The sequence below is a fragment of the Breznakia blatticola genome, assembly GCF_004365815.1.
GTDB lineage: Bacteria > Bacillota_I > Bacilli_A > Erysipelotrichales > Erysipelotrichaceae > Breznakia > Breznakia blatticola.
This window is the reverse complement of record NZ_SODD01000017.1, coordinates 13,510-36,016: the sequence shown is the minus strand read 5'-3', so window position 1 is coordinate 36,016 and position 22,507 is coordinate 13,510. Positions and strand designations below refer to the sequence as shown.

14 protein-coding genes are annotated in these 22,507 nt (G+C 34.6%); 7 read left to right on the top strand and 7 right to left on the bottom strand.

What is annotated here, in order from left to right; genetic code table 11:
• Nucleotides 1-165: 165 nt before the first annotated feature.
• Nucleotides 166-879 (bottom strand): GntR family transcriptional regulator, encoded by a 714-nt coding sequence (locus tag EDD63_RS06100; RefSeq protein WP_134169518.1) that lies wholly within the window; start codon nucleotides 877-879, stop codon nucleotides 166-168.
• 460 nt (nucleotides 880-1,339) lie between these two features.
• On the opposite strand from EDD63_RS06100, the gene EDD63_RS06095 reads away from it, so the two are divergent.
• Nucleotides 1,340-2,338, top strand: a complete 999-nt coding sequence (locus EDD63_RS06095; RefSeq protein WP_134169516.1) for an iron-containing alcohol dehydrogenase — start codon at nucleotides 1,340-1,342, stop codon at nucleotides 2,336-2,338.
• Between the two features lie 111 nt (nucleotides 2,339-2,449).
• On the top strand, nucleotides 2,450-4,420 hold the full coding sequence (locus EDD63_RS06090) for a copper-translocating P-type ATPase (protein ID WP_134169514.1): 1,971 nt from the start codon (nucleotides 2,450-2,452) through the stop codon (nucleotides 4,418-4,420).
• Nucleotides 4,421-4,464: 44 nt separating this feature from the next.
• On the opposite strand, the gene EDD63_RS06085 is transcribed toward EDD63_RS06090, so the two are convergent.
• The 3 genes from EDD63_RS06085 to EDD63_RS06075 all read right to left on the bottom strand — a co-directional run bounded on the left by EDD63_RS06085 (nucleotide 4,465) and on the right by EDD63_RS06075 (nucleotide 9,151).
• Entirely contained in the window at nucleotides 4,465-4,845 is a 381-nt protein-coding gene (locus EDD63_RS06085) for a hypothetical protein (protein WP_134169512.1), read from the bottom strand.
• 455 nt (nucleotides 4,846-5,300) lie between these two features.
• A complete protein-coding gene (locus EDD63_RS06080; RefSeq protein WP_134169510.1) occupies nucleotides 5,301-7,727 on the bottom strand; it encodes an InlB B-repeat-containing protein in 2,427 nt (808 codons plus the stop codon).
• A gap of 128 nt (nucleotides 7,728-7,855) precedes the next feature.
• Nucleotides 7,856-9,151 carry an RNA polymerase sigma factor gene (locus tag EDD63_RS06075; protein ID WP_134169508.1) on the bottom strand — a complete coding sequence of 432 codons (1,296 nt, stop codon included), beginning with the start codon at nucleotides 9,149-9,151 and terminating at the stop codon, nucleotides 7,856-7,858.
• Between the two features lie 291 nt (nucleotides 9,152-9,442).
• On the opposite strand from EDD63_RS06075, the gene EDD63_RS06070 reads away from it, so the two are divergent.
• From EDD63_RS06070 to EDD63_RS06060, 3 genes are read left to right on the top strand one after another with little or no spacing between them, the layout of a single operon-like run.
• A complete protein-coding gene (locus tag EDD63_RS06070; protein ID WP_134169506.1) occupies nucleotides 9,443-10,597 on the top strand; it encodes an NAD(P)-dependent malic enzyme in 1,155 nt (384 codons plus the stop codon).
• Nucleotides 10,598-10,609: 12 nt separating this feature from the next.
• Nucleotides 10,610-11,458, top strand: a complete 849-nt coding sequence (locus EDD63_RS06065; RefSeq protein ID WP_134169504.1) for a fumarate hydratase — start codon at nucleotides 10,610-10,612, stop codon at nucleotides 11,456-11,458.
• Nucleotides 11,455-11,979, top strand: coding sequence for a Fe-S-containing hydro-lyase (locus EDD63_RS06060; protein ID WP_208318303.1), 525 nt, complete (start codon nucleotides 11,455-11,457; stop codon nucleotides 11,977-11,979). Before EDD63_RS06065 ends, EDD63_RS06060 begins: the two co-directional genes overlap by 4 nt.
• A gap of 8 nt (nucleotides 11,980-11,987) precedes the next feature.
• On the opposite strand, the gene EDD63_RS06055 is transcribed toward EDD63_RS06060, so the two are convergent.
• A complete protein-coding gene (locus EDD63_RS06055) occupies nucleotides 11,988-12,611 on the bottom strand; it encodes a TetR/AcrR family transcriptional regulator (protein WP_134169502.1) in 624 nt (207 codons plus the stop codon).
• Between the two features lie 115 nt (nucleotides 12,612-12,726).
• Here EDD63_RS06055 and EDD63_RS06050 point away from each other — a divergent pair, with 115 nt between their 5' ends.
• Both EDD63_RS06050 and EDD63_RS06045 read left to right on the top strand, forming a co-directional pair.
• Complete coding sequence (locus EDD63_RS06050; RefSeq protein ID WP_134169500.1) at nucleotides 12,727-13,428, top strand: ABC transporter ATP-binding protein; 702 nt, start codon at nucleotides 12,727-12,729, stop codon at nucleotides 13,426-13,428.
• A 5-nt stretch (nucleotides 13,429-13,433) separates the two neighbouring features.
• A complete protein-coding gene (locus tag EDD63_RS06045) occupies nucleotides 13,434-16,646 on the top strand; it encodes an FtsX-like permease family protein (RefSeq protein ID WP_134169498.1) in 3,213 nt (1,070 codons plus the stop codon).
• 35 nt (nucleotides 16,647-16,681) lie between these two features.
• Here the strand turns inward: EDD63_RS06045 and EDD63_RS06040 are convergent, their stop codons facing one another.
• Together EDD63_RS06040 and EDD63_RS06035 are read right to left on the bottom strand one after the other, a co-directional pair.
• Nucleotides 16,682-19,807, bottom strand: coding sequence for a UvrD-helicase domain-containing protein (locus EDD63_RS06040; RefSeq protein WP_134169496.1), 3,126 nt, complete (start codon nucleotides 19,805-19,807; stop codon nucleotides 16,682-16,684).
• Nucleotides 19,804-22,434, bottom strand: a complete 2,631-nt coding sequence (locus EDD63_RS06035; protein ID WP_134169494.1) for a PD-(D/E)XK nuclease family protein — start codon at nucleotides 22,432-22,434, stop codon at nucleotides 19,804-19,806. The genes EDD63_RS06040 and EDD63_RS06035 overlap by 4 nt, the downstream gene beginning before the upstream one ends.
• Nucleotides 22,435-22,507 lie beyond the last annotated feature (73 nt).

Genomic DNA, 22,507 nt, shown 5'->3' with positions numbered 1-22,507 from the left:
TACCTCCTCTTAAACATTACTTAGCAGATAAGACGTTATAACGTCTTAATGTCTAACTTGATTATAGTATGTATTTTTTGAAATGTAAACGATAAAATAAAAAATCGTATTTAGGCAATAAAAAAAGGAGTCTATTGTTTATAGCAACAACACTCCTACATATCGTTATTCAGACTCTAATGACACCTTATATTGATACTTATCTCCACGATAATAGATTTCTGCAAATTCCACAATCCGATTCATCGAATCAATTGTTACACGCTTAATATGCAACAATGGTGAACCTACTGGAATTCCAAAATACTCCGATAAGGTACTATCGGACACGACCGACTCAATAGTTTCCTCTGCATTTTTAACTTTATATCCTTTTTCTTCACATAGCTTATATAAAGACAGATATTCATTTTCTAATTCTTGATCTGTGAAGTTAATATAGTTTGGAAAGTTTACCCTTTGTAAACCAATAACTTCATCATCTTTATAATACAGTTTTTCTTGGAAACTGATTTTGCTTTCTTTAGGTACTTTCAACATCGATTGAATGTATGTCGTTGCATCTGCATCAATTGCATAACGAATGACCTTTGATGAGTAATCCGAGTTTTTTTGTTCTTCTGAGAAACTTTTCAAACTTCGTAATTGAAGCGATTCTTTGTTACTCATGACAATGGTTCCAACACCATGGTTCTTTTGTAAGAATCCATCTTCCACTAACATTTGAACTGCACGGCGTACAGTAATTCTACTTGCGTTATAGTGTTCTCCTAATTCCGGTTCACTTGGAATTAAATCACCAATTACGAATTCACCTTTTCTAATTCTCTTCTTTAAATCTTCATAGATCAAGATATATTTCAATTTCGAAATTTCCATACCAGCTATACTCCCTTAGCATCTCATTGTTAATAAAAGCAGTAGCAAACGATATAGTCAATTGTATAAATAACTATTTTATGTAAAGTTTGCTCTTTTCGAGACTAATTATAACATATAGATTCATTTGAAAGAATGGTATTTGTGATTATGATGTCATATTGTTTGTCATGATTTCAAAATATAAAGCATTTGACTGAAAAGGTATAAAAAAAACACCCGAAGTGTCCAAAACCGTACAGTGCAGGCACAGTTTTTCATTCATGTGTATGTGTGTCAATAAGGGGGTTTCCCTTACATGGATAGTTATACCACCTTACAGTTCTTACAAATGCTTAATGTTATGAAATAAAGCATTTTTGTCATAGACGGATTATTTTTTTATTTTATGCTTGACCTAAAGTTAACTTTAGCCTGTAGAATGCAAATAGATGTTGGAAACAACAAAGGAGGAAATACCATGTTAGGTACATTTACATACTATAACCCAACCAAATTACATTTTGGAAAAGACGCACTTGCTTCATTAAAAGAAGAACTACTAAACTACGGACCAAAAGTTATGCTTTCTTTTGGTGGAGGTTCCACTGTAGACTATGCTAAAGCAGTTTCAGTGAGTACATACTGCGAAGAAGATCCATGGGATAAGTACTATTTACGAATGGAAGAAGTAGACAATAAAATCATCCCTGTTGGTTGTATTCTTACAATGGTAGGAACTGGTTCTGAAATGAATGGAGGATCTGTTATTACGAATCCGAAGACAAATTTAAAAATTGGACATGTATACGGTCCAAATGTATTCCCTAAATTTGCGATTTTAAACCCAGAGTACACATTTACAGTTCCAATGTATCAAATGGTTGCTGGATGTTTCGATATTATGTCACATATTCTTGAACAATACTTTTCAGGAAATGATGATAATACATCAGACTACATTATGGAAGGCTTACTAAAATCATTAATTCACAGCGCAAGAATTGCCGTGAAAAACCCAATGGACTATGAAGCTAGAAGTAACATTATGTGGACATCTACTTGGGCACTAAATACACTTGTTGCTGCTGGAAAAACAACAGACTGGGAAGTTCATATGATTGGACAATCAATTGGTGCGTATACTGATGCAACACACGGAATGACACTTTCTGCTGTATCAATTCCATACTATAAAATGATTTTACCTTATGGTGTGGCTAAATTTAAACGCTATGCTATGAACGTTTGGAATGTACAAGCACAAGACAAAGATGATACACAAATTGCCCTTGAAGGTTTACAAGCAATGGAAGACTTCATGAAAGAACTCGGACTTGTCTTAAGTGTTAAAGACTTAGGCGTTACTCCTGAAATGTATGATGGCATTGTTGCTGGTACCCCACTAAACACTGGTGGCTACAAAACACTGAGTAAAGAAGATGTTAAAGCTATTTTAGAAGAAAGTATGAATGCATAATTCGAATCGGGAACATGTTATACTACATGTTTCCTTTTTTATTGCGTGCATCTAGACCACGTAAACAAATTGGCTATGATAGGATAGGCTTATAGGAAAGGAGTGATTTTTATGGCACATATGATGCATATGAAAAACCTCAAACAAAAGTTCTTTATCTCCCTTATACTGGCAATTCCAATTTTCTTATTATCTAACATGATGGGACTTCAATTACCCATTCACATACAATTTACAGGTAGCCACTGGCTTGTCTTACTATGTTCAACTGTACTATTCTTCTATGGTGGTAGTCCTTTTTTAAGTGGTGCGAAAATGGAAATACAGATGCGCCAACCTGCGATGATGTCACTAATCGCACTTGGTATTTCCACTGCATATATTTATAGTCTGTATGCATTTGTTGTTAATTATATACTGCACTTGCAACCACATGTGATGGACTTCTTTTGGGAACTTGCAAGCTTGATTGTAATTATGTTATTTGGACACTGGATGGAAATGAAAAGTGTTATGCAAGCTGGTGATGCTCTAGAAAGTATGGCAAAACTATTACCTAGTGTTGCTAGTGTAAAGCAAAGTGATGGAAGTTATCTAGATACACCGATCGAACAATTAAAGAAAGATGATATCGTCCTAGTAAAAGCAGGAGAACGCATTCCTGCAGATGGAGTGCTTATTGATGGTTCGGGAAGTGTTGATGAATCGCTTGTTACTGGAGAATCAAGAGCAATCACAAAACAGATAAATGATACACTTATTGGTGGATCGCAAAATGGAAATCACTCACTGACGATGAAAATTCACGCAACTGGTGATGCAAGTTATATTTCCCAGGTTATGAAACTAGTCAGTGATGCGCAAAAAGAGAAATCAAAAGTTGAATCCATTAGTGATGTGGTCGCTAAATATTTATTTTATATCGCTACCGGTGTTGGTATTGCAAGTTTCATCATTTGGTTGATACTCAGCAAAGATGTAAGTACAGCTTTATTACGTATGGTGAGTGTTCTTGTTATTGCATGTCCTCATGCTCTTGGTTTAGCCATTCCACTTGTTGTAGCTCGTTCCACATCCATTGGTGCAAAACATGGAATTCTGATTCGTAAACGTACTGCTCTTGAAATCGCAAATAAAATTACAATAGTAATGAGCGATAAAACCGGAACCCTTACAGAGGGAAAATTTAAAGTAAAAGAAATACAATCTGTTTCCACAAAATATGATGATAACCAAATCCTTGCATACATGGCAGGTCTTGAAAGTGAAAGTAGTCACCCTCTTGCTTTTGGTATTTTAAATGATGCGAAGGCAAAACAAATTAAACCAGTTTCGCTATCAAACATTGAGACCTTACCAGGCATTGGTTTACAAGGTATCCTAGACCAAAATACAAAGTTACTATTGGTATCTCACTCGTATATGGATACACATCAAATTAACTACGATAAAACTACATTTGATATGCTTAGTGAAAAAGGATATGCAATTAGTTACTTGCTAGAAAACGAGCAATTGATTGGTTATATTGCACAAGGTGATGAAATCAAAGAAGATGCAAAAACCTTTATTCAAGGCTTAAAAGAAAAAGGTATCACATCCATGATGCTAACAGGTGATAATGAAAAAGCTGCATCCAAAGTACAGCAATTATTACATATTGATAAAGTGGAAAGTTCCTTGCAACCGCAAGATAAAGAGCATATCATTCAAACCTATCAAGCGCATGGTGAAAAAGTCATGATGGTCGGTGATGGAATTAACGATGCCCCTGCATTAAGTCGTGCTAATATCGGTGTAGCTATTGGTGCAGGTACTGATGTTGCGATCGATAGCGCAGATGTCGTACTTGTAAAAAGCAATCCACTGGATATACTAAACTTCTTCTCACTTGCAAAAAACACAACTAGAAAAATGATGCAAAACCTATGGTTGGGAGCAGGATATAACATCATTGCAATCCCACTTGCTGCTGGTGTATTGGCACCATTTGGTATCATACTATCTCCTGCAATTGGTGCTATTTTGATGAGTGCATCAACCATCATTGTTGCAATTAACGCAATGATGCTCAAATTATAAAAGAACGTTCAGTTTGTCTATCATGCGACACAACTGAACGTTTTTTACGAGAATTTAAAATATAGGATGGAATGATCTTCTGCTAGTGTTTTAGCAGCCGCATCCATCGACTGATTACTAATCACACTTAAACTGTTGGTTTGCATATATGCTTGTCCCTCAAGAGCACTCATAATTTGCTCATATGCAACATCACTACTTTGATACAACACCACAACTGCAATCGTTTCATCATATTCTTCATGTGTAGCTAATAATGTTACACCAAATGGATTGGTATCCAATAACTTTGTATTTCCTCCCCAAATGTACTCAATATAATGACGCACAAAATCAACATACTCATGATAATTATGAATATCTTTTAAGTCTTTCAGTTGTCCCAAGAATTGATTCCCTAGTTTTTCATCTTGATACTTACTCATTATCCCCTCGCCTTTCCGCCATAGCATGAACGATAATTCCGTTACTAAAATACTACCATCTTTGTATGCTGAATGCCATAGGGATTTCACAAACATCAACTCCGTTTATAACCATCTTATAATGGAAAAGGTCAACTTAACATATACATGCAAAGTTGACCTTTTTACTTACCTAAATAGTAAGTAGTGTACAATCCCTCAATTGTACTTGGTATAAAATACCCGCCTAGTGTTTTTCCGTTTGTGTGTTTATGTGTGTGTTTTATAAGGAAGTTTGTAGGACATAGGCTATCCTAAGAAGAATAATAATCTAATTACCTTCTATTAATTAGATGCATATATTTGAAAAAGGTTGGATTTTTCGTAAGGAAAATCACTTTATTTTTCAATTTATCGAGAATCCCCTTGATTCAACAAAAAAGACTTCATAGTATTTACTACAAAGTCCTTAGTCATTAAATTGAATGTTTTCTTTTTAATAAAACTACAATCGATAACAACGAAATTATACCAACATATAATAGAGCATCTCGATTCACACTATCACTTGTATCAACCGGAGTTTGTGCGTTTGCTTGTGTTCCGCTAAAAGTAGGAGCTACACTTGCATTCACATTTGCTTTGTCATTATTTGTATCGGTTATATTTGTATTACTGTTTTTATCGTCATTTGGTTTTTCAATAGGTTTTGATGGTTCTTCACTAGGAGGTGTAGGTTTCTCGTTCTTTTTCCAACGTGCATATAATGTTACATCTTCAGCAGTTGAACCATCAATATTAGTAATCTCTTTTCCATCTTCTGCTGCATTAAACCAACCAATAAATGTGTAATCTTCTTTATTCGGTTTTTCAAATTCACTCACTCCAATACCGTATGTATATTGCATTGGATTATCAAGGGAGTTTATTCCACCATCTAACTCATAGTTTACCTTGTAATCATTTACTTTCCATTTTGCATATAGTGTTTTATGACCAATAGAATCTTTCGCTATATTTGTGATTTGATTACCTTTTTCAGGTGCATCATACCATCCCAAAAAAGTATGTCCATATTTTGTCGGCTCTTCAAATGTGTCTACCCCTAGTTCGTAAGCATATGAAGTCGGATTATTTGTATCATTAATTCCACCATTTAGCTCATAAATGATTGCATATTGATTTGCCATCCAGCGTGCATAAATCGTTACATGTTCTTTTGACTTTTTATCGATGCTTGTAATTTGATTACCTTCATTTACATCATCAAACCATCCAATGAATGTATATCCTTCTTTCGTTGGATTTTCAAGTTTGCTCACACCTGTATCGTATGCATATGAACTTGGATTTGAGTCGTGGTTTGTTCCGCCATCTAGTTCATAAGTTATTTGATACATTCTAGGAGACCAACGTGCATATAGTTTTTTATCACCAAATTCTGTTGAACTAATCGAAGTTACTTTGTTACCACCCTCATTTGCATCATACCATCCAAGGAAGAAATATCCCTCCTTAGATGGAGTGTTAAATCCCCGTACTTCTGTATTATACTTGTATTCTGTTGGATATAATTGACTAATCGTTCCACCATTTAATTCATATGAAATTTTATAAGTATCGTAGTCCCACTCTGCATACACTTCAGTAGTATAAGGCATGTTTAGAACTGGAATACTACTATAGTCCCATTCTTCATAAATAAGCTCTTTTTTATCATAATCCCATCTTGAAGTAAACCATCTTACAAATGTAGCATGCTCATGTGTTGGGTCTGTTGGTTTAGTAAATGAACTTTCTATAACATCAACTTCCTCTTTTGCAGGACCAGTCAATGTTCCACCTGCTGGATTATAGAAAACTGCATGCTTCGCATCCCAAATATAGGTAATTGTTTTACTTGTATCGTGTGTATCCAAAAATTTAGCCGAATGAACGATGCCTGTATCAAGTTCTCTCCAATCTCTGGCATATATATCTGTATTAGCACCTAGTGCGGTTTTACCAAGTGTTATTTTACGCAGTTTGTTTCTCATTGAGCTTGCTAGCTCACTACCAAGCATCTTTTCCTTAGTGACTTCATTAACTGGATCCATACTAGAAAAATCAAGTTCTAACAATTCTCGACATCTATAAAACACATAGGAAATATCAGTTGCATTTTTAAACGTCCATTGTGATATATCGATTTCTCTTAATGAATAGCAATGACTAAACATTGACCACATAGATGTTACGTTATCTACATTCCAATTACTTACATTTATATACTCAAGTGACTCACAATAGGAAAACATCATTGTAAAATTTGTAATATTGTCAGTGGCAAAATTTGTTGTATCGATATTTTTCAACTTTTCACACGCTATAAATAATCCAGATGCATCTCCACTTAATTTAAATCGATCAAAATTATTCACAGTTACTAAGTTTTTTAAGTCAGCAAACATATAGTTACCAAGTCCTCCATCTGGGCGTGTATAGTATACATCTCCAGCGAAGGTAATAGAGGTGATAATATCTGAATATTGTTTGAAGTATCGTTTGCTTGAATCTGTAATGATATTGATGGTACCACCATGGATAACCAATTCTCCATCAGCATACAATATCCATTCAACTCCAATATTATCTTGTGCATATATGACTCTTTCATCAGTAGCACGAGTCAAATTATTCATACTTTTTTCTACAACGTCTTCTTGCGTTGTATTTTCTTCATCTACTATAAATACATTGGTGTCTTCTTTTTCATCTTCTAATACTTTCTCTTCGTAAGTCGTTTGTTCATCTTCAATTGGTTCATTGATTTCGTTTGGTTGTACTTCATCAGTAAAACCAGTACTTGTAATAAACATAACTGCTATTAATAAAACTAAAAATTTTTTATTTCTTTTTAACATAGTTTCCTCCTTTATTTTCACACATAACTTTTGTTAAAACATTTACACTTTTCTTCTCTTGATCATTGCTACCTCCTCACACATATATATCCTTACCAGTACGACGCACTTACCTTTTAAAGGTTGGTTTATTTTTTAAAATTAAAGCAATTTTCATTTCCTTTATCATCAACTAAGATCACATCGACATTTTCTGCATCTTTCACAGACACAATAAAATCTTTTGGAAACGATACTCTTTGTTGATCAATCAATAGATACGACTTCTCAACATCTACTTGATTCACAGTTACCTTAACAACGATTTCAAATGAATCATCATAAAAATCCAATCTTTCAACAATCGGAATATCATAATCAATATTTGTTACGTCAAAAAACTTTTCATCATTATTTATTCGTACGTGATATCTTCCATTTTTAACAACGTTTATACCTACATAAGTCTCATATTTTTGATAGTTACATTCAATACCTTCATAAGTAATAGAGATATTTTCTATTTTTGACATATCGTATACATACACCCGTACTTCTAAAGGACCAGCAATTGGATTTTGAATATATGAGATTGTATCAATAACACCTATACGATCAGACTTTTTATACTGAATGTTTGATGCAGTTGCAGGAAGTACAATCAAATCATTTGTTGGAACGTTAACTATTGCTGGTATTACGGGAGTTATTACTACCGATGCAATTGCACAACTTAAAAATAGACTAATCTTTTCTGCATTAGTGATAATTTGCATCAATGTTTGCATTGACGAATAGTCCTTTAATAGAACTTTATTTCGCTCTTTAAGAAAAGTTAACTGCATTTCCTTATAAAACAGTGGAATCCCCAAAAATGTAAAATATTTACGTGGATGATAACCTTGCTCTTTCAAGTCACTTGAGACCATCTTTCGTACTTCATACAACCTACTCTTTACAGTTTTCGTTTCCACATGTGTTGCTTTTGCGATTTCTTCTAAAGTTAGTCCACTCAAGTAACGTAGTTCAGCTGTCCTTCGATTATTCTCACTTAATTTTTGAAATGAATTTAATATTGCACCCATTAGTGTCGAATTATTAAAATCATTAATTTGGTTATTTTTTGCTTTTATCACCTCTTCAAGTGTGTTTTCTTCATCGGTTTGGATGAATCGCTTACGTACACGCAACCGTGAAGTACATTCATTTGATGCAATAGAAAACATCCAGAAATGAAAAGACTCTGGATTCTTTAATTGATGAATTCTTGTTTGCACTTTATACACCACTTCCTGCATAACTTCTTCTGCATCGTGCTTATTTTTCAAAATTGAAAGTGCATAATAATATATTGGCCCTTGGTAAAAACGATATATTTCCTCCAAGGCAGTAAGGTCTCCTTCTTGTAACTTTCGCACATAAGTTACATCTATCCGTTTGTTCATTTAAAACTCCTCATTCACACATCATATACGTAAGACTTTTTAAAGTCCAAAAGGTTGGACACTTTTTAAAAATTCACACAAGGGCTATTTTATTATTGTGTGCATGTGTTGTAAAGCATGACAATCAATATGATATAAAGAGTATTCATATATAATTTCTTAGCTAAATTACATCATAAATTATCACTGTTTTTATTATCCTTTTCTATCATAAACTACTAAAATATAAGATTTATATCACCAATCCAATCACTCTGATGTATAATAATGAAGATAAAAAGGAGTGATCATATGGACGTTTACGAAAAATCATTGGAATTACATAAGAAACATAGAGGGAAACTTGCTGTCACATCAAAAGTTGAAGTGAAAAACATGGAAGATCTATCATTAGCATATACTCCAGGTGTTGCTCAACCATGTCGTGAAATCGTAGAAGATGATAATGCGATATATACCTATACGAATAAAGGAAACTTCGTAGCTGTTGTGACAGATGGAAGTGCCGTACTTGGACTTGGTAACATTGGCCCAAAAGCTGCAATGCCTGTGATGGAAGGAAAGGCAATTCTATTTAAAGAGTTTGCTGATATTGATGCCTTCCCTATTTGTTTAGACACACAAGATACGGAAGAAATCATTCGTACCGTAAAACTACTTGCCCCTACATTTGGTGGAATCAATTTAGAAGACATTAGTGCACCAAGATGTTTTGAAATCGAAAGACGTTTAATTGAAGAATGTGATATTCCAGTTTTCCACGATGATCAACATGGAACTGCAATTGTGGTAAGTGCTGGTATTATCAATGCATTAAAGTTGGTAAAGAAAGGTATCGCACAAGCAAGTATCGTTATCAATGGAGCTGGTTCTGCAGGTATCAGTATTTGCAAGTTACTTCTACAAATTGGAGCCAAAGATGTCACTTTAGTTGACTTAAAAGGTGCACTTTGTCCAGGTGAAACATGGATGAATGAAGCACAAGCTGCAATGGCAAATATCACAAACCCCAACAAACAAACTGGTGACTTAGCAACCATTATGAAAGGCAAAGATGTTTTCATTGGTGTAAGCGCACCAAATATTGTAAGTGCAGAAATGGTACGTACTATGAATTCTGATGCAATTGTTTTTGCGATGGCAAATCCAGTTCCAGAAATTATGCCGGATGTCGCAAAAGAAGGTGGTGCTCGTATTGTTGCAACTGGACGTAGTGATTTTGCAAATCAAATTAATAATGTATTAGTATTCCCTGGAATCTTTAGAGGTGCACTTGATGCAAGAGCAGCTAAAATCACGGAAGCAATGAAAGTTGCTGCTGCTAAAGCAATCGCTTCTGTCGTAAAAGATGAGGAACTAAACGAAGACTACATTATTCCAAATTCATTTAATAAAGATGTCGTTACCGTTGTGGCTAATGCTGTAAAAGCCGAAGCAAACAAGTAATTGGAGAACCTCATGAAAGAAATAAGCGTACATGCAATCCGCGATGCACTTACTAAAATGGTGCAAGATATTAATGTAAACTATCCAAGTGATATATATGAACTCTTACAACAAGCAAATACACAAGAAACAAATGAACTTGCGAAGAATACTTTAGGTATTCTTTTAGAAAATGCTGAAATCGCTAAGCAAGAAAAAATTCCTGTATGTCAAGATACAGGAATGGCAATTGTATTTTTAAAAATTGGACAAGATGTACATTTAATTGATGGAGATTTAACCCAAGCTGTCAACGCAGGAGTTGCAGCTGGATATGAAGCTGGTTACTTACGAAAATCAGTTGTCGATGATCCCTTATACGAACGTATCAACACGAAAAATAATACACCATGCATCTTATATACAGAGATCATACCTGGTGAAAAGGTCATCATTGAAGTAGCTGCTAAAGGTTTTGGTTCAGAAAACAAAAGCACTCTAACGATGCTTACTCCTGCTGATGGTGAAGAAGGTGTGATTCAAACGGTACTTGAGGCAATTAAAAATGCTGGACCAAATGCATGTCCACCAATGGTTGTCGGTGTTGGTATTGGTGGTACTTTCGATTATGCTGCAGTTCTGGCAAAAAAAGCATTACTTCGCGATAGTCGCACACCTAATAACAATCCCGCTTATGCGAAACTTGAAAAGAAATTGCTGCAACTTGCCAATGAAACAGGAATTGGACCGCAAGGATTTGGTGGTGATGCCACTGCACTTGCAATTAATGTAGAATACTTTCCTACACATATTGCAGGATTACCTGTAGCCGTAAATATTTCTTGCCATATTACAAGACATGCAAAAGAGGTACTATCATGAAACACATTCAACTACCTTTAACCAAAGATAAAATGAAAGACTTAAAAACCGGAGATTTCATTTATCTTAGTGGTGAATTATATACAGCTAGAGATGCGGCGCATAAACGTTTGTTTGAAATGATTCAAAACAATGAATCTCTTCCCTTTGATTTACAAGATGCAACCATTTATTATGTTGGACCAACCCCAACACAACCAGGACATACCTTTGGTAGTGCAGGTCCTACAACATCTGCAAGAATGGATGCTTATGCACCAACACTTTATGACTTAGGTGTAAGTTGTACCATTGGAAAAGGATATCGAAGTTCAGCAGTCAAAGATTCAATTATAAAAAATCAAGCACTCTACGCCGTTGCCATTGGTGGGGCTGGTGCTTTATTAGGGAAATGCATTAAAAAAGCAGAGCCTGTAGCTTTTGCTGATTTAGGTGCAGAAGCCATTTTAAAACTAACTGTCGAGAATTTTCCTATCACGATCGCTTTAGATGCACAAGGAACAAATTTATATCAACGATAACAAAGAGCTCAAAGCTCTTTTTCTTTTGTCTTGGTTGTATCCACTTGAAACGGACCAAACATGGACTGTTCACAAACTTGTATAATCATATCAGCAACTTGCTCTGGCGTTTCAATTGCACCTTTATCAATCCATAGTAAAATAATAGAAAACACCCCTGATAATAAAACCTCATCAGCATAATCTTTTGGAAGATAATCCATGCCCATTTTCAGATTTTGCGAATGTTGTACTTTTTCTTTTATCAATTCTGCAATATATGCTTTAAAACGAGCCACAAACTTTGGATCCCCTTTTTCACCAGTGAGAGTTTCAATAAATGCAAATTCTTGTTTTACGTATTGTAATGCTTTCACTATTTGCGCATAACTAAAGATACTTGATGGAGTATTACTTTCTGTACATTCTTTCTGATCATCCAAAATCAATGTCAAATCATGGATTAAATCATCTTGCATTTTATCCATTAAGTCATATTTATCTAAATAGTGTAAATAGAATGTTCCACGATTGATTTTACTACCACGTGCAATATCTGTAACACTCATTGCATCAAGCCCTTTTTCCTTTAAAAGTTTTGTGAAGGTTTTCTTAATTTTGTTTGTTGTTTCTGTGTGTCTTTGTGTACTCAAATATCTCACTCCTTAAATGAACACATCCCAATATTTTGATTATTGAAGATTCACTTAACACATTATATACTAGGTTTTACTAAAATCAACACGTTGTTCATAAAGGAGGTAATTTATGAGTTACATTGATATTATTGATAGTACAAAAGAATATAAGATGGGTGATACAACGATCACCGCAAACGATAAGGTGAACTTCTCAATTGAGAAAGGTGAACTAGCGATTATCTTAGGTGCTTCTGGTGCCGGTAAATCGACAATTTTAAATATATTAGGTGGTATGGATCGCAATGATAGTGGCCAAGTGATTATTGATGGCCATGATATTGCAGCATATTCAGATAAAGAGCTTATTACATATCGACGAAATGATGTCGGATTTGTCTTCCAATTTTATAACTTAGTACCAAATCTTACAGCTAAGGAAAACGTTGAACTTGCCAGCGAAATTGTAAAAGATGCAAGTGATGCTGTTGAAGTCTTAAAAAGTGTAGGTCTACAATCAAGAATCAACAACTTTCCAACCCAACTATCAGGAGGGGAGCAACAGCGCGTTGCCATCGCTCGTGCAGTTGCAAAAAATCCAAAAATTCTACTTTGTGATGAACCTACGGGTGCTCTTGATTACAATACAGGTAAACAGGTCTTACAAATCCTTCAAGATATGTCACGCAAGCAAGGTGCAACCGTGATTATCGTGACACACAACGGAGCATTAGCACCAATTGCAGATCGAGTCATCCGCATGCGTGATGCCAAGGTACAAAGTATCGAAGTCAATGAGCAACCAAAATCAATTCGTGAGATTGAGTGGTGATTTCAATGAAGAAATTAGCATTACGTAAAGAAATCTTTCGCTCTTTCAAAAAATCAAAGAGTCGTTTCTTCTCCATCGTTTGTTTGATGGCATTAGGTTCATTCGCTCTTGTTGGACTCAAAGTAACTGGTCCTGATATGCGAGTGACTGGAAGCAATTATTTCCAAGACCATCATACTGCAGATTTATCGATTATTGCAGACTATGGATTAAATCAAGAAGATGTAAATATCATCAATCAAGCATCCGCCAAAGATATTGAATATGGATACTTAAAAGATGTGACTATTAAAAACGAACATACAGCAGTTCGATTATTTTCTAAAACAGAACGTATCTCAACATTCGATGTAAAAGAAGGACGTTTGCCAAAAAGCAAAAAGGAAATCGCATTACAAGAAAACTTAAAAAAGGACTATGCAATTGGTGATTCCATTTCATTTCATGAGAAAAAAGACTTAAGTGGAAACACTACATTAAACACGCACACTTTTACCATTGTTGGTTTTGTAAATTCAACAGAAATTATATCTAATGTAAATCAAGGTGCATCTACAGCTGGTACCGGAGATTTATCACACTACGCAGTCATTTCAACTGAAGCATTTGATAGTGATATATTTATGATCGCTCGACTTACGTATGAGGATATTGCTAGTGTAGACCCCTATAGTGATACTTATGCTACTAGATTACTCAAACACAAAGAAGAACTAAATGAGTTACTAGCTGACCAACCAAAACTCCGTTTGCAATCAGTTAAAGCAGATGTTCAAAGGCAACTTGATGAAGGAAATAAAAACCTTCTAGATGCGCAACAAACATTTGATAACACAAAAGAACAATTGGCAAATGCAAAGCTGCAAATTGAACAAGGTGAACTCGAACTAGCAAACAAACAAGCGATGTACAATCAAGCCATTCAAGATGGACAAGTAAAACTCAATGATGCTAGAAATACTCTTAGACAAAGCGAAACTACATTAACACAGGCTAAAAATGCCTATCAAAACAATCTGACAACCTATCAAGCAAAATTGCAAACATATAACGAAAGCAAACCGCAATTAGAAGCTGCCATTACTTCATTGAAGCAACAAGAAACAACTTTACAAGCTGTGATCAATGATCCTACTGCTACCGACCAGCAAAAAGCAGAAGCAAGTGCTACCTTACAAGTTGTCCAAGCAAATCTAACAGCCTACACGCAACAACTTACACAAGCCACAACAGCGATTGAAAATGCGAAAGTGCAGTTAGAGCAAGCAGATCGTCAAATTCGTGCTGGTGAAGTGCAGCTTCAGCAAGGACAAATCGAACTACAAAATCAAGAAGCAGGTTTTGAAACAAAGAAAACAGAAGGTGCAAATCAACTTACTCAAGCAAGTGCAACTTTGCAAGAAAGTAAAACAACTTATCAAAGCAAGCAAGCGGAATTTGATGAAAAACGCAGTGATATCGAAAAAGAACTTGCTAATGCAAAATCAAAACTCTCGCAATACGAAGATAGTTTAGATTCTTTAGAGTTACCAGCATATGCAATTCAATCAAGAAAAGAAGCTCCTGGTTCGCAAGGATATAAAATCTATGGAAGTATTGCCACAATTGTGGATAGTTTAGCAAATGTATTTCCCATCTTTTTATACTTTGTGGCTGCATTGGTAACATTTACTACCATGACACGATTTGTTGATGAAGATCGAATCAATCTAGGAACATTAAAAGCACTTGGTTATGAAAACAAGGACATTCGTAAAAAATTCACAGTTTATGGTTTACTTGCTGGAACGATTGGAACCTTCATCGGTACCATTCTTGGACACACACTATTACCTGCTATCGTTTATAAAGCGTACAGTGTTGGCTTTACAGTTCCACCTATTGAGTTCCACTTTTACTTCACCATTAGTTTGATTGCACTAATTCTTTCTTTACTTAGTGCAGTACTACCAGCATATATGGTGGCAAGTCGTGAACTAAAAAATCGTCCAAGCATACTTTTACAACCAAAATCCCCAAAAGCGGGCAGTAAAATTCTACTAGAAAGAATTCGTCCTTTGTGGTCACGTTTAAGTTTTACACACAAAGTCACTGCAAGAAATCTCTTCCGCTATAAAAAACGTGCATTTATGACCATCTTTGGTGTTTGTGGTGCAGTAACGATGTTATTTGCAGGATTTGGTATGCAACACTCAATTTCTGGGATTGGAGATCATCAATTTGGTGAGATTATCACCTATGATATGATCATCGCAAAAGATCCAACGATCCAACAAGCACAAAGCGATAACTTAGAAAAACAATTACGTAATGAGGCTATCAAATATAGTATGCCAATTCATTATAGTGAATTACATGTCACACCAAATACCTCAGGTGATAAGCAAGATGTTAAACTTCTTGTCCCAAGTGACACTGCAAAATTAAGTAATTACATTACCTTGGAAGAACGTAAGGGGAAAGAAAAAATCTCACTAGAAGATGGAAGTATCATAATCAGTGAACGTCTTGCAAAATCATTTGATGTTAGTATTGGTGATACTATTGTTATGCAAGATGCAAACAACAATAGCTATGAAATGAAAGTTGGTGGAATTTGTGAGATGTATATGGGACACTTTGCATTCATGAATGAAACTACCTATGAACAAGTATTCAACCAAGACTATACCGATAACGCATACTTTGTAAGTTTGCATAATCGCTCAATTACTAATGCAAATACACAAGCAGCAGTATTTATGGATTTACCTGGGGTTAAAGGAATCGTGCAAAACACAACTTTGATCACCCAAATTGATACAATTGTAAATGCTTTAGATATGATTATGACTGTATTAATTATTGTTGCTTCATTATTGGCTGTTGTCATTCTCTACAACCTCACAAACATCAATATCTCTGAACGAATTCGTGAATTGTCAACGATTAAAGTTCTTGGATTCTATGATAAAGAAGTTACCATGTATATTTATCGAGAAACAATTACATTAACCATTCTTGGTATTTTGACTGGATTTATCTTTGGTCGATTGCTCCACTTATATATCTTGAATGTTGTTCCACCTGAAGACGTAATGTTTGATCCAACAACTGGTCTGATGGGATTTATTGTCTCAATCATCTTAGTTGCCACAGTTACCTTTATTCTTGGTATCTTTGTTAATCAAAAACTACGTAAAGAAGATATGCTACAAGCATTAAAATCAGTAGACTAACAAAAGTGTCACATCCAAATGGATGTGACACTTTTTTACTTAATTAAAATCATTTTTGCTAATTCAAATGCATAAATATACGTTTGAATATTTTTCGTTGGATATAAAATATGTAATGCTTTTTGGTAAGCTTTGATTTGTTGGTGATATCTTGTGTATAAAACTTGTTCATCTACTCCACGATCACTTTTAAAATCAATCATAATTACATCGGTTTCATCAATTGCAAGATAATCCATATATCCATGCATGATTTCTTGATCATCTTTAACCATAAATGCAAACTCATGATACACTTCATGAAAACTTGATGCTTGCTGATACAACTGCTCATTTTGTAGTTTTTGTAAGACTTGCATATCATGTGCATGCAATGTAATCGCTTCTGCATTTGCTACTTGTGTTAGCAATGCATCATCCCAAGTTGTATTAGGTAAGACTTCTACCATACGGTGAAGATTGCTCCCTCTTTCAAAGCCGACATCCTCTTGTAAAGAGAATGGCTGTGGTTTTTGCACAAATGTTTCACTATCACTTGGTGAAGCAAATACAACTTCACTTGCTTGTTTATCGTAATATGTTTGCGTGTATTCCATTTTCTTTGTTTCTTGTGTTTGATTTGTCCACACTTCATCAACATACTCAATGTGGTATAACGATGCATCAACATCATGTAACCCCATACGCATCCACCATATAAACCCTTTGGTATTGTAGAAGTTCTGGAAGTTTGCATCAAGTATTTCGGTTTCATTTCCCGTTCCTACAACATGCATCTCACACTCCGCTCGCGTAATAGCAACATACAAAACACGTAGTTCTTCTTCAAGTGAATTAAGATACTGTTTATTCTTAATTGCAATTTTACTAATATCATTATAAATCTGATAGTTTTTGGCATCCACATAGTCAACTGCAATTCCAAGTTCATCATCTGTTGCTAGAAAATTGGATTGTGCATTCTTGTTTTGTGAGCTTACTAAGAAGACAACTTTAAATTCCAATCCTTTGGATTTATGTATCGTCATCAAACGAACGACATCATCTCCTTCACCTAATGGAAATGCTTCTGGTACTTTTAGATTTTGTACTTGCTCAATATAACGTAAGAAGCCCTGAATTCCCATTGCCTCTTCTTGTTCTTTCTGACATACAATTTCATAAAGTAAATCCAAGTTTGCTTTATCTTGTAACGTCGTATACGACATATAGAAATCGTTAATATCATAGATGCTTTTCATCACTTTTGAAACAGGTTGTTTGTAAATGTGTTCACGTAATTCATAGAAAGATGCAAGTCGTTCATCATTTTCAAAATACGTTGCATAACTACTATCTTCAGCTTTTTCTAGTTTTGCTTTTGCTAGATCATTTGCAGGAATTTGATAGAAACAAGATGTACATAAAGCAATAAAATTATGATCATCATGCATATTCACCAACGCCTTAACAAAAGAAATAACGGATGTAATACTTACATTTTTATAGAAGTCTTCTGCATTTGCATAAAAACATGGAATTCCTAGTTCACTTAATTCTTCGTTAATGCTTTTCATTTTAGCATTGCCACGAACTAAAATCGCGAAGTCTTTAAATGCATATCCTTTTTCTGCTTTTATTTTTAGAATTTGATTAGCAATATATGAAGTCGTTAAATCATTTGGTGTTTCTGCCCATGCATCTGATTTCTTTAAGTTCTTATCAATAATGTGAATTTGCACAGGTACATTATTTTCCTTTTGTTGGTCACGACCCACACTAACAACATCATCACTTTCATAAGATGAAGAAAGTCCTTCAATATTCATCAGTGCCTTGAAGTATTGATTGGTAAACTCTACAATACTTTCTTTACTACGATAATTGTACTTAAAGAAAATCACTTCATTTTTTGCATCAGGTGTATCGATAAAGCCTTTCATAATTTCTGGTGAAGCATTACGAAATCCATAAATAGATTGTTTAATATCACCAACACGGAAGACATTATCCTCTTTCGCAATGAGTTTAATTAGTGTATCTTGAACATCATTACTATCTTGGAATTCATCTACCATGATCGTTTTAAACTGTTGCTTTAAAAGATTTGCGACATGCCCACCTTTTGCTTGTAGTATAGCAATTGCATAGTGTTCCATATCCGAGAAATCAATACACTCGTATTCTTGCTTTTCTTTTTCATAATGCGCAAGAAACATTTGGGTTAACTCAATAAAGTGATGCATTACTTCAACATTTGCATTATGGAAACTCACATACTCTTTTTCACTAAATGCTTGTTGCAGTAAACGATCTTCCACTTCTGCAATTGTCGTATAATATGCACTTTTGGTTTTGGCTGGACTTTTTAGTTGCACCGTTGCTTTTAATACTGCACGATAACTTTCATAATCACGTGCAAGAATGGCAGCCTTTGCTTTCTGGTAACGTTCTTCTTTTACAAGATTACTTTCATCACTATATTCAAATTCTACTTGTGTTAGTGCATCAATAAGTACATCTAGTTCTAGTTCGATTCCTTGAAAGAAATAGTGTTGAATATCTTTAGGTAACTGTGCAATTGTATCAATAGGTTTGTAGTAATCCATACAGTGTTTTATATATGCTTGTGGATCTGCTTTTGCATTTACCACATTTGCATATTGATTGATGGATGCTTCCAAAGTTCCTAATGATTCTGGTCGATCACTAAAAACTTCCACGAAGCTTGGAAACCATGGTTGTTGGTAGGCATATGCTAGTACACTTTCTAGTGCATTTGTTTTTAGCATACTTGCTTGTTGTTCATCTAATGGATGATTGACACGTTTTTTAGGTAGATCAATCATGTAGTAATATTCTTTTAAAATACGCAAACAAAATCCATGAATTGTTGAGATGTTTGCACTTTCTAAATTTGCCAGTTGCGCTTTTAGAAATGGATCCTTTGTTTGTTCGTACGTACTTGATAGAGATGCTGCAAGTCGCTTTTTCATCTCTGCTGCTGCCGCTTCTGTAAAAGTCATAGCAAGTATTTCACTAACTTCTACTTTATCTTGTGTGATTAAAGACATGAGTCGTTCAATCAAAACTTTTGTTTTTCCAGCACCAGCACTTGCAGATACAAGAATATTCGTATTTCTAGCAGCAACTGCACGTTGTTGTTCTTGATTTAGACTCACTGACTTTCCTCCTTTAACTTTCCAACTAAGTAGATATCTTGATCGACATCTAACATATCTCTTTCATATCCATCTTTGCGGTTATGACAAATATCTTGATATTTACAGTATGCACAACTAACTGGTTCAATGCGAATATTGGCTTGCATTAAGTTGTCCACAATTCGTTCTAAATTTGCTTTTAATAAGGTTTCAACTGCCTCAATATTATAAATCTTTGTTGATGCACTAAAACTTCCATCTTTCTTTCTTGCAATGCCATCAATAAAACGTTCATCCTGATCCATCACTTGGAAATCTGTAGATGTGGTCCAACCAGATAATTTCTTTGTTTTCTCAAAGTTTTGCTTACGACCTTCTTCGCTTTGTTCGATTAGTTTTCCTCGGTTCATCTTTGCATAGTATGCAGCTTGTTTTCCATTTTGTAAGCTATAGTAGTATGCACCAACTGGACGACGTTGGAATTCATGATGTGCCACATATAAGTATGTAGGAAGTTGAAGTTTCATACCTTTACGTACTTCTTTTAAATCTAGTTTCTTTGCACTACTTTTATAGTCAATGACACTTACAAAATCGCGGTTCATATCCAAACGGTCAATATATCCATGCAATTTTACGTTTGCGTGAGTTGTTGGAATGGTTGCATAAAATTCATACTCAAAAGCAGTGGGTACTAAATGACTTGTTTCTTCAAACATTTCTAAATATGCCAGGTTTTGCATAAGGGATTGTAATAAGCGTTCTTGACTCATTTGTAGTTGTTTTGCATTTTGCACATATACATCTGCAAGTGCTTTACTTTCTCTAGCTATCAAATGCGCAACTTCTGCACATGATGCACTAGCATAGTTTTTTCCCATTTGTGAAGTAAGCGACTCATAAATATAGTGCATGAGTGTACCTGTCGTTGAGTTATCTAATGGATTTTTTGCTTCTTCATAGATTTTTAAACCATGACGCAAGAAATACTTATATGGACAGTTTGCATACATTTCAAAAGCGGATACTGAACCCATATACATTCCATCTTTTTGAAATAATGCTTTTGCATATGTTGGTTGTAAGTTTGTATCAACTTGATACATTTGATATGCAAATGGTAATGGATATGGTTTTGCTTGTTGTTGCATCAGTGTTTCTATTTCTAGTGAAGGTTGTTGAACCTTTCCATCAAGTCCACTGGTTGCATAAAATACGATAAGATTTTGACTTGTCTGTAAAGAATCGATTGCTTGTTGTACATGAAATTCATAACGACTTTCTAAACTTGGATAGTCGGTATGTTTAATATAGTTTTCTGAAAACAAGCCACTCTTAGCAACAAATCCAGGAAAATGATTGGCCGTAGCACCTAGTACAAAATGGTAGTCCATCTCTTTTGTCGGCTGTGTAAGTTCACCAATTTGTAAGCCTAACATTTCTTTGGATTGCTTGAGTTGCAATGCTTCTAAGCGCTCAATAAATAACGAAATTGTTTTTTCATTTATATAGGTGTAGCTAATTTTAATTTCTTTACGAATTTGACGAATGGTTTGCACATCTTCAATACTTGTAAAACTACTATTATCTACCACAAGTTGTTCAATGTATACAATTGCTTCTTGCAAAAAACATGATAGTAAATATTTTAGCTTCTCATATACTTCAGTTTTTACTTCACGTGCATCAAGTTCCAATTTTTTGAATGCTTCGCGCGTATTTGCATCAATGGTATTGTGAGCAGCATCAACATGATCTTCCATGCGTGTAAAACTATCCTCAAGTGTACACTGAAAGCTTTGCACATAATTTACAAATGCTTGTGCCTTTGGATGAACAAAAACCTCTGTTTCAAATAAGGCAGCTAAATGTTCACTATCTGGTTGTAGATAATACGCAAGTAAACTCGTGAATGAAAAAATCATACGATTTTTCTTACGTAAACTTTGAAATGAATACGGAATATGGTAACGATCAAATATCTGTTCAATAAATGGTTGATACGATGTATCTAACAATGTCATTTTTGCTTTACTCACATCAATATCATGTCCAATGATATAACGTGCCACAGCTTCACATTCTTCTTTCTTATTTAAGACATAGTAAAATTCCTTGTTTGGTTGAACAAGATTTGGGGCAATATGTGTTGCTCCTTTTTGTTGGAGTACATCATAAATGTATCGATGTCTTTCATTTGCAAAGTCATCGATAATTACGATATTTGATGCATCATCAAGAGCATACAATCGTTCCCGTTGTTCCTTGCTTGCACTTGGTATTGTTAGCAAGTTAAAAACAATGTCTTTCAATTCTTTTAAATAGACATCACTTTCTTTTAATTGATTTGCATCTATACCATAGAAATTTACATCATCCACAAATTGAACGACTTCGTTTATGAAGTCGGTATTATCTTTTACACCCGCAAAATACGTAAGTGCTAAATCTTGCATCGCTAAGTAACATTGATATGGATATGCATCATAGTTATTCCTTAGTAAACTTGCTAGATACGTATCCACACTCATAATACTTACGTTTGCTAAGCCATTTGTCTGCTTGAGTAAATCACTACGTAATTGTTTGTGTAAATAGGATGGTGCTAAAATCATGGTATGTTCTTTGATCTGTTGTAATCTCATAGTTGTATTATACTATGTTTTTGATATGACCATGCACAAAAAAAGCGACATGCGTAATTTTTCTTACGTCATA

Coding starts and splice junctions, on each gene's coding strand:
- EDD63_RS06035 (WP_134169494.1), bottom strand. CDS start 22,434: ATGAGATTACAACAGATCAAAGAACATACCATGATTTTAGCACCATCC.
- EDD63_RS06075 (WP_134169508.1), bottom strand. CDS start 9,151: ATGAACAAACGGATAGATGTAACTTATGTGCGAAAGTTACAAGAAGGA.
- EDD63_RS06090 (WP_134169514.1), top strand. CDS start 2,450: ATGGCACATATGATGCATATGAAAAACCTCAAACAAAAGTTCTTTATC.
- EDD63_RS06060 (WP_208318303.1), top strand. CDS start 11,455: ATGAAACACATTCAACTACCTTTAACCAAAGATAAAATGAAAGACTTA.
- EDD63_RS06045 (WP_134169498.1), top strand. CDS start 13,434: ATGAAGAAATTAGCATTACGTAAAGAAATCTTTCGCTCTTTCAAAAAA.
- EDD63_RS06085 (WP_134169512.1), bottom strand. CDS start 4,845: ATGAGTAAGTATCAAGATGAAAAACTAGGGAATCAATTCTTGGGACAA.
- EDD63_RS06070 (WP_134169506.1), top strand. CDS start 9,443: ATGGACGTTTACGAAAAATCATTGGAATTACATAAGAAACATAGAGGG.
- EDD63_RS06050 (WP_134169500.1), top strand. CDS start 12,727: ATGAGTTACATTGATATTATTGATAGTACAAAAGAATATAAGATGGGT.
- EDD63_RS06080 (WP_134169510.1), bottom strand. CDS start 7,727: ATGTTAAAAAGAAATAAAAAATTTTTAGTTTTATTAATAGCAGTTATG.
- EDD63_RS06095 (WP_134169516.1), top strand. CDS start 1,340: ATGTTAGGTACATTTACATACTATAACCCAACCAAATTACATTTTGGA.
- EDD63_RS06100 (WP_134169518.1), bottom strand. CDS start 879: ATGGAAATTTCGAAATTGAAATATATCTTGATCTATGAAGATTTAAAG.
- EDD63_RS06065 (WP_134169504.1), top strand. CDS start 10,610: ATGAAAGAAATAAGCGTACATGCAATCCGCGATGCACTTACTAAAATG.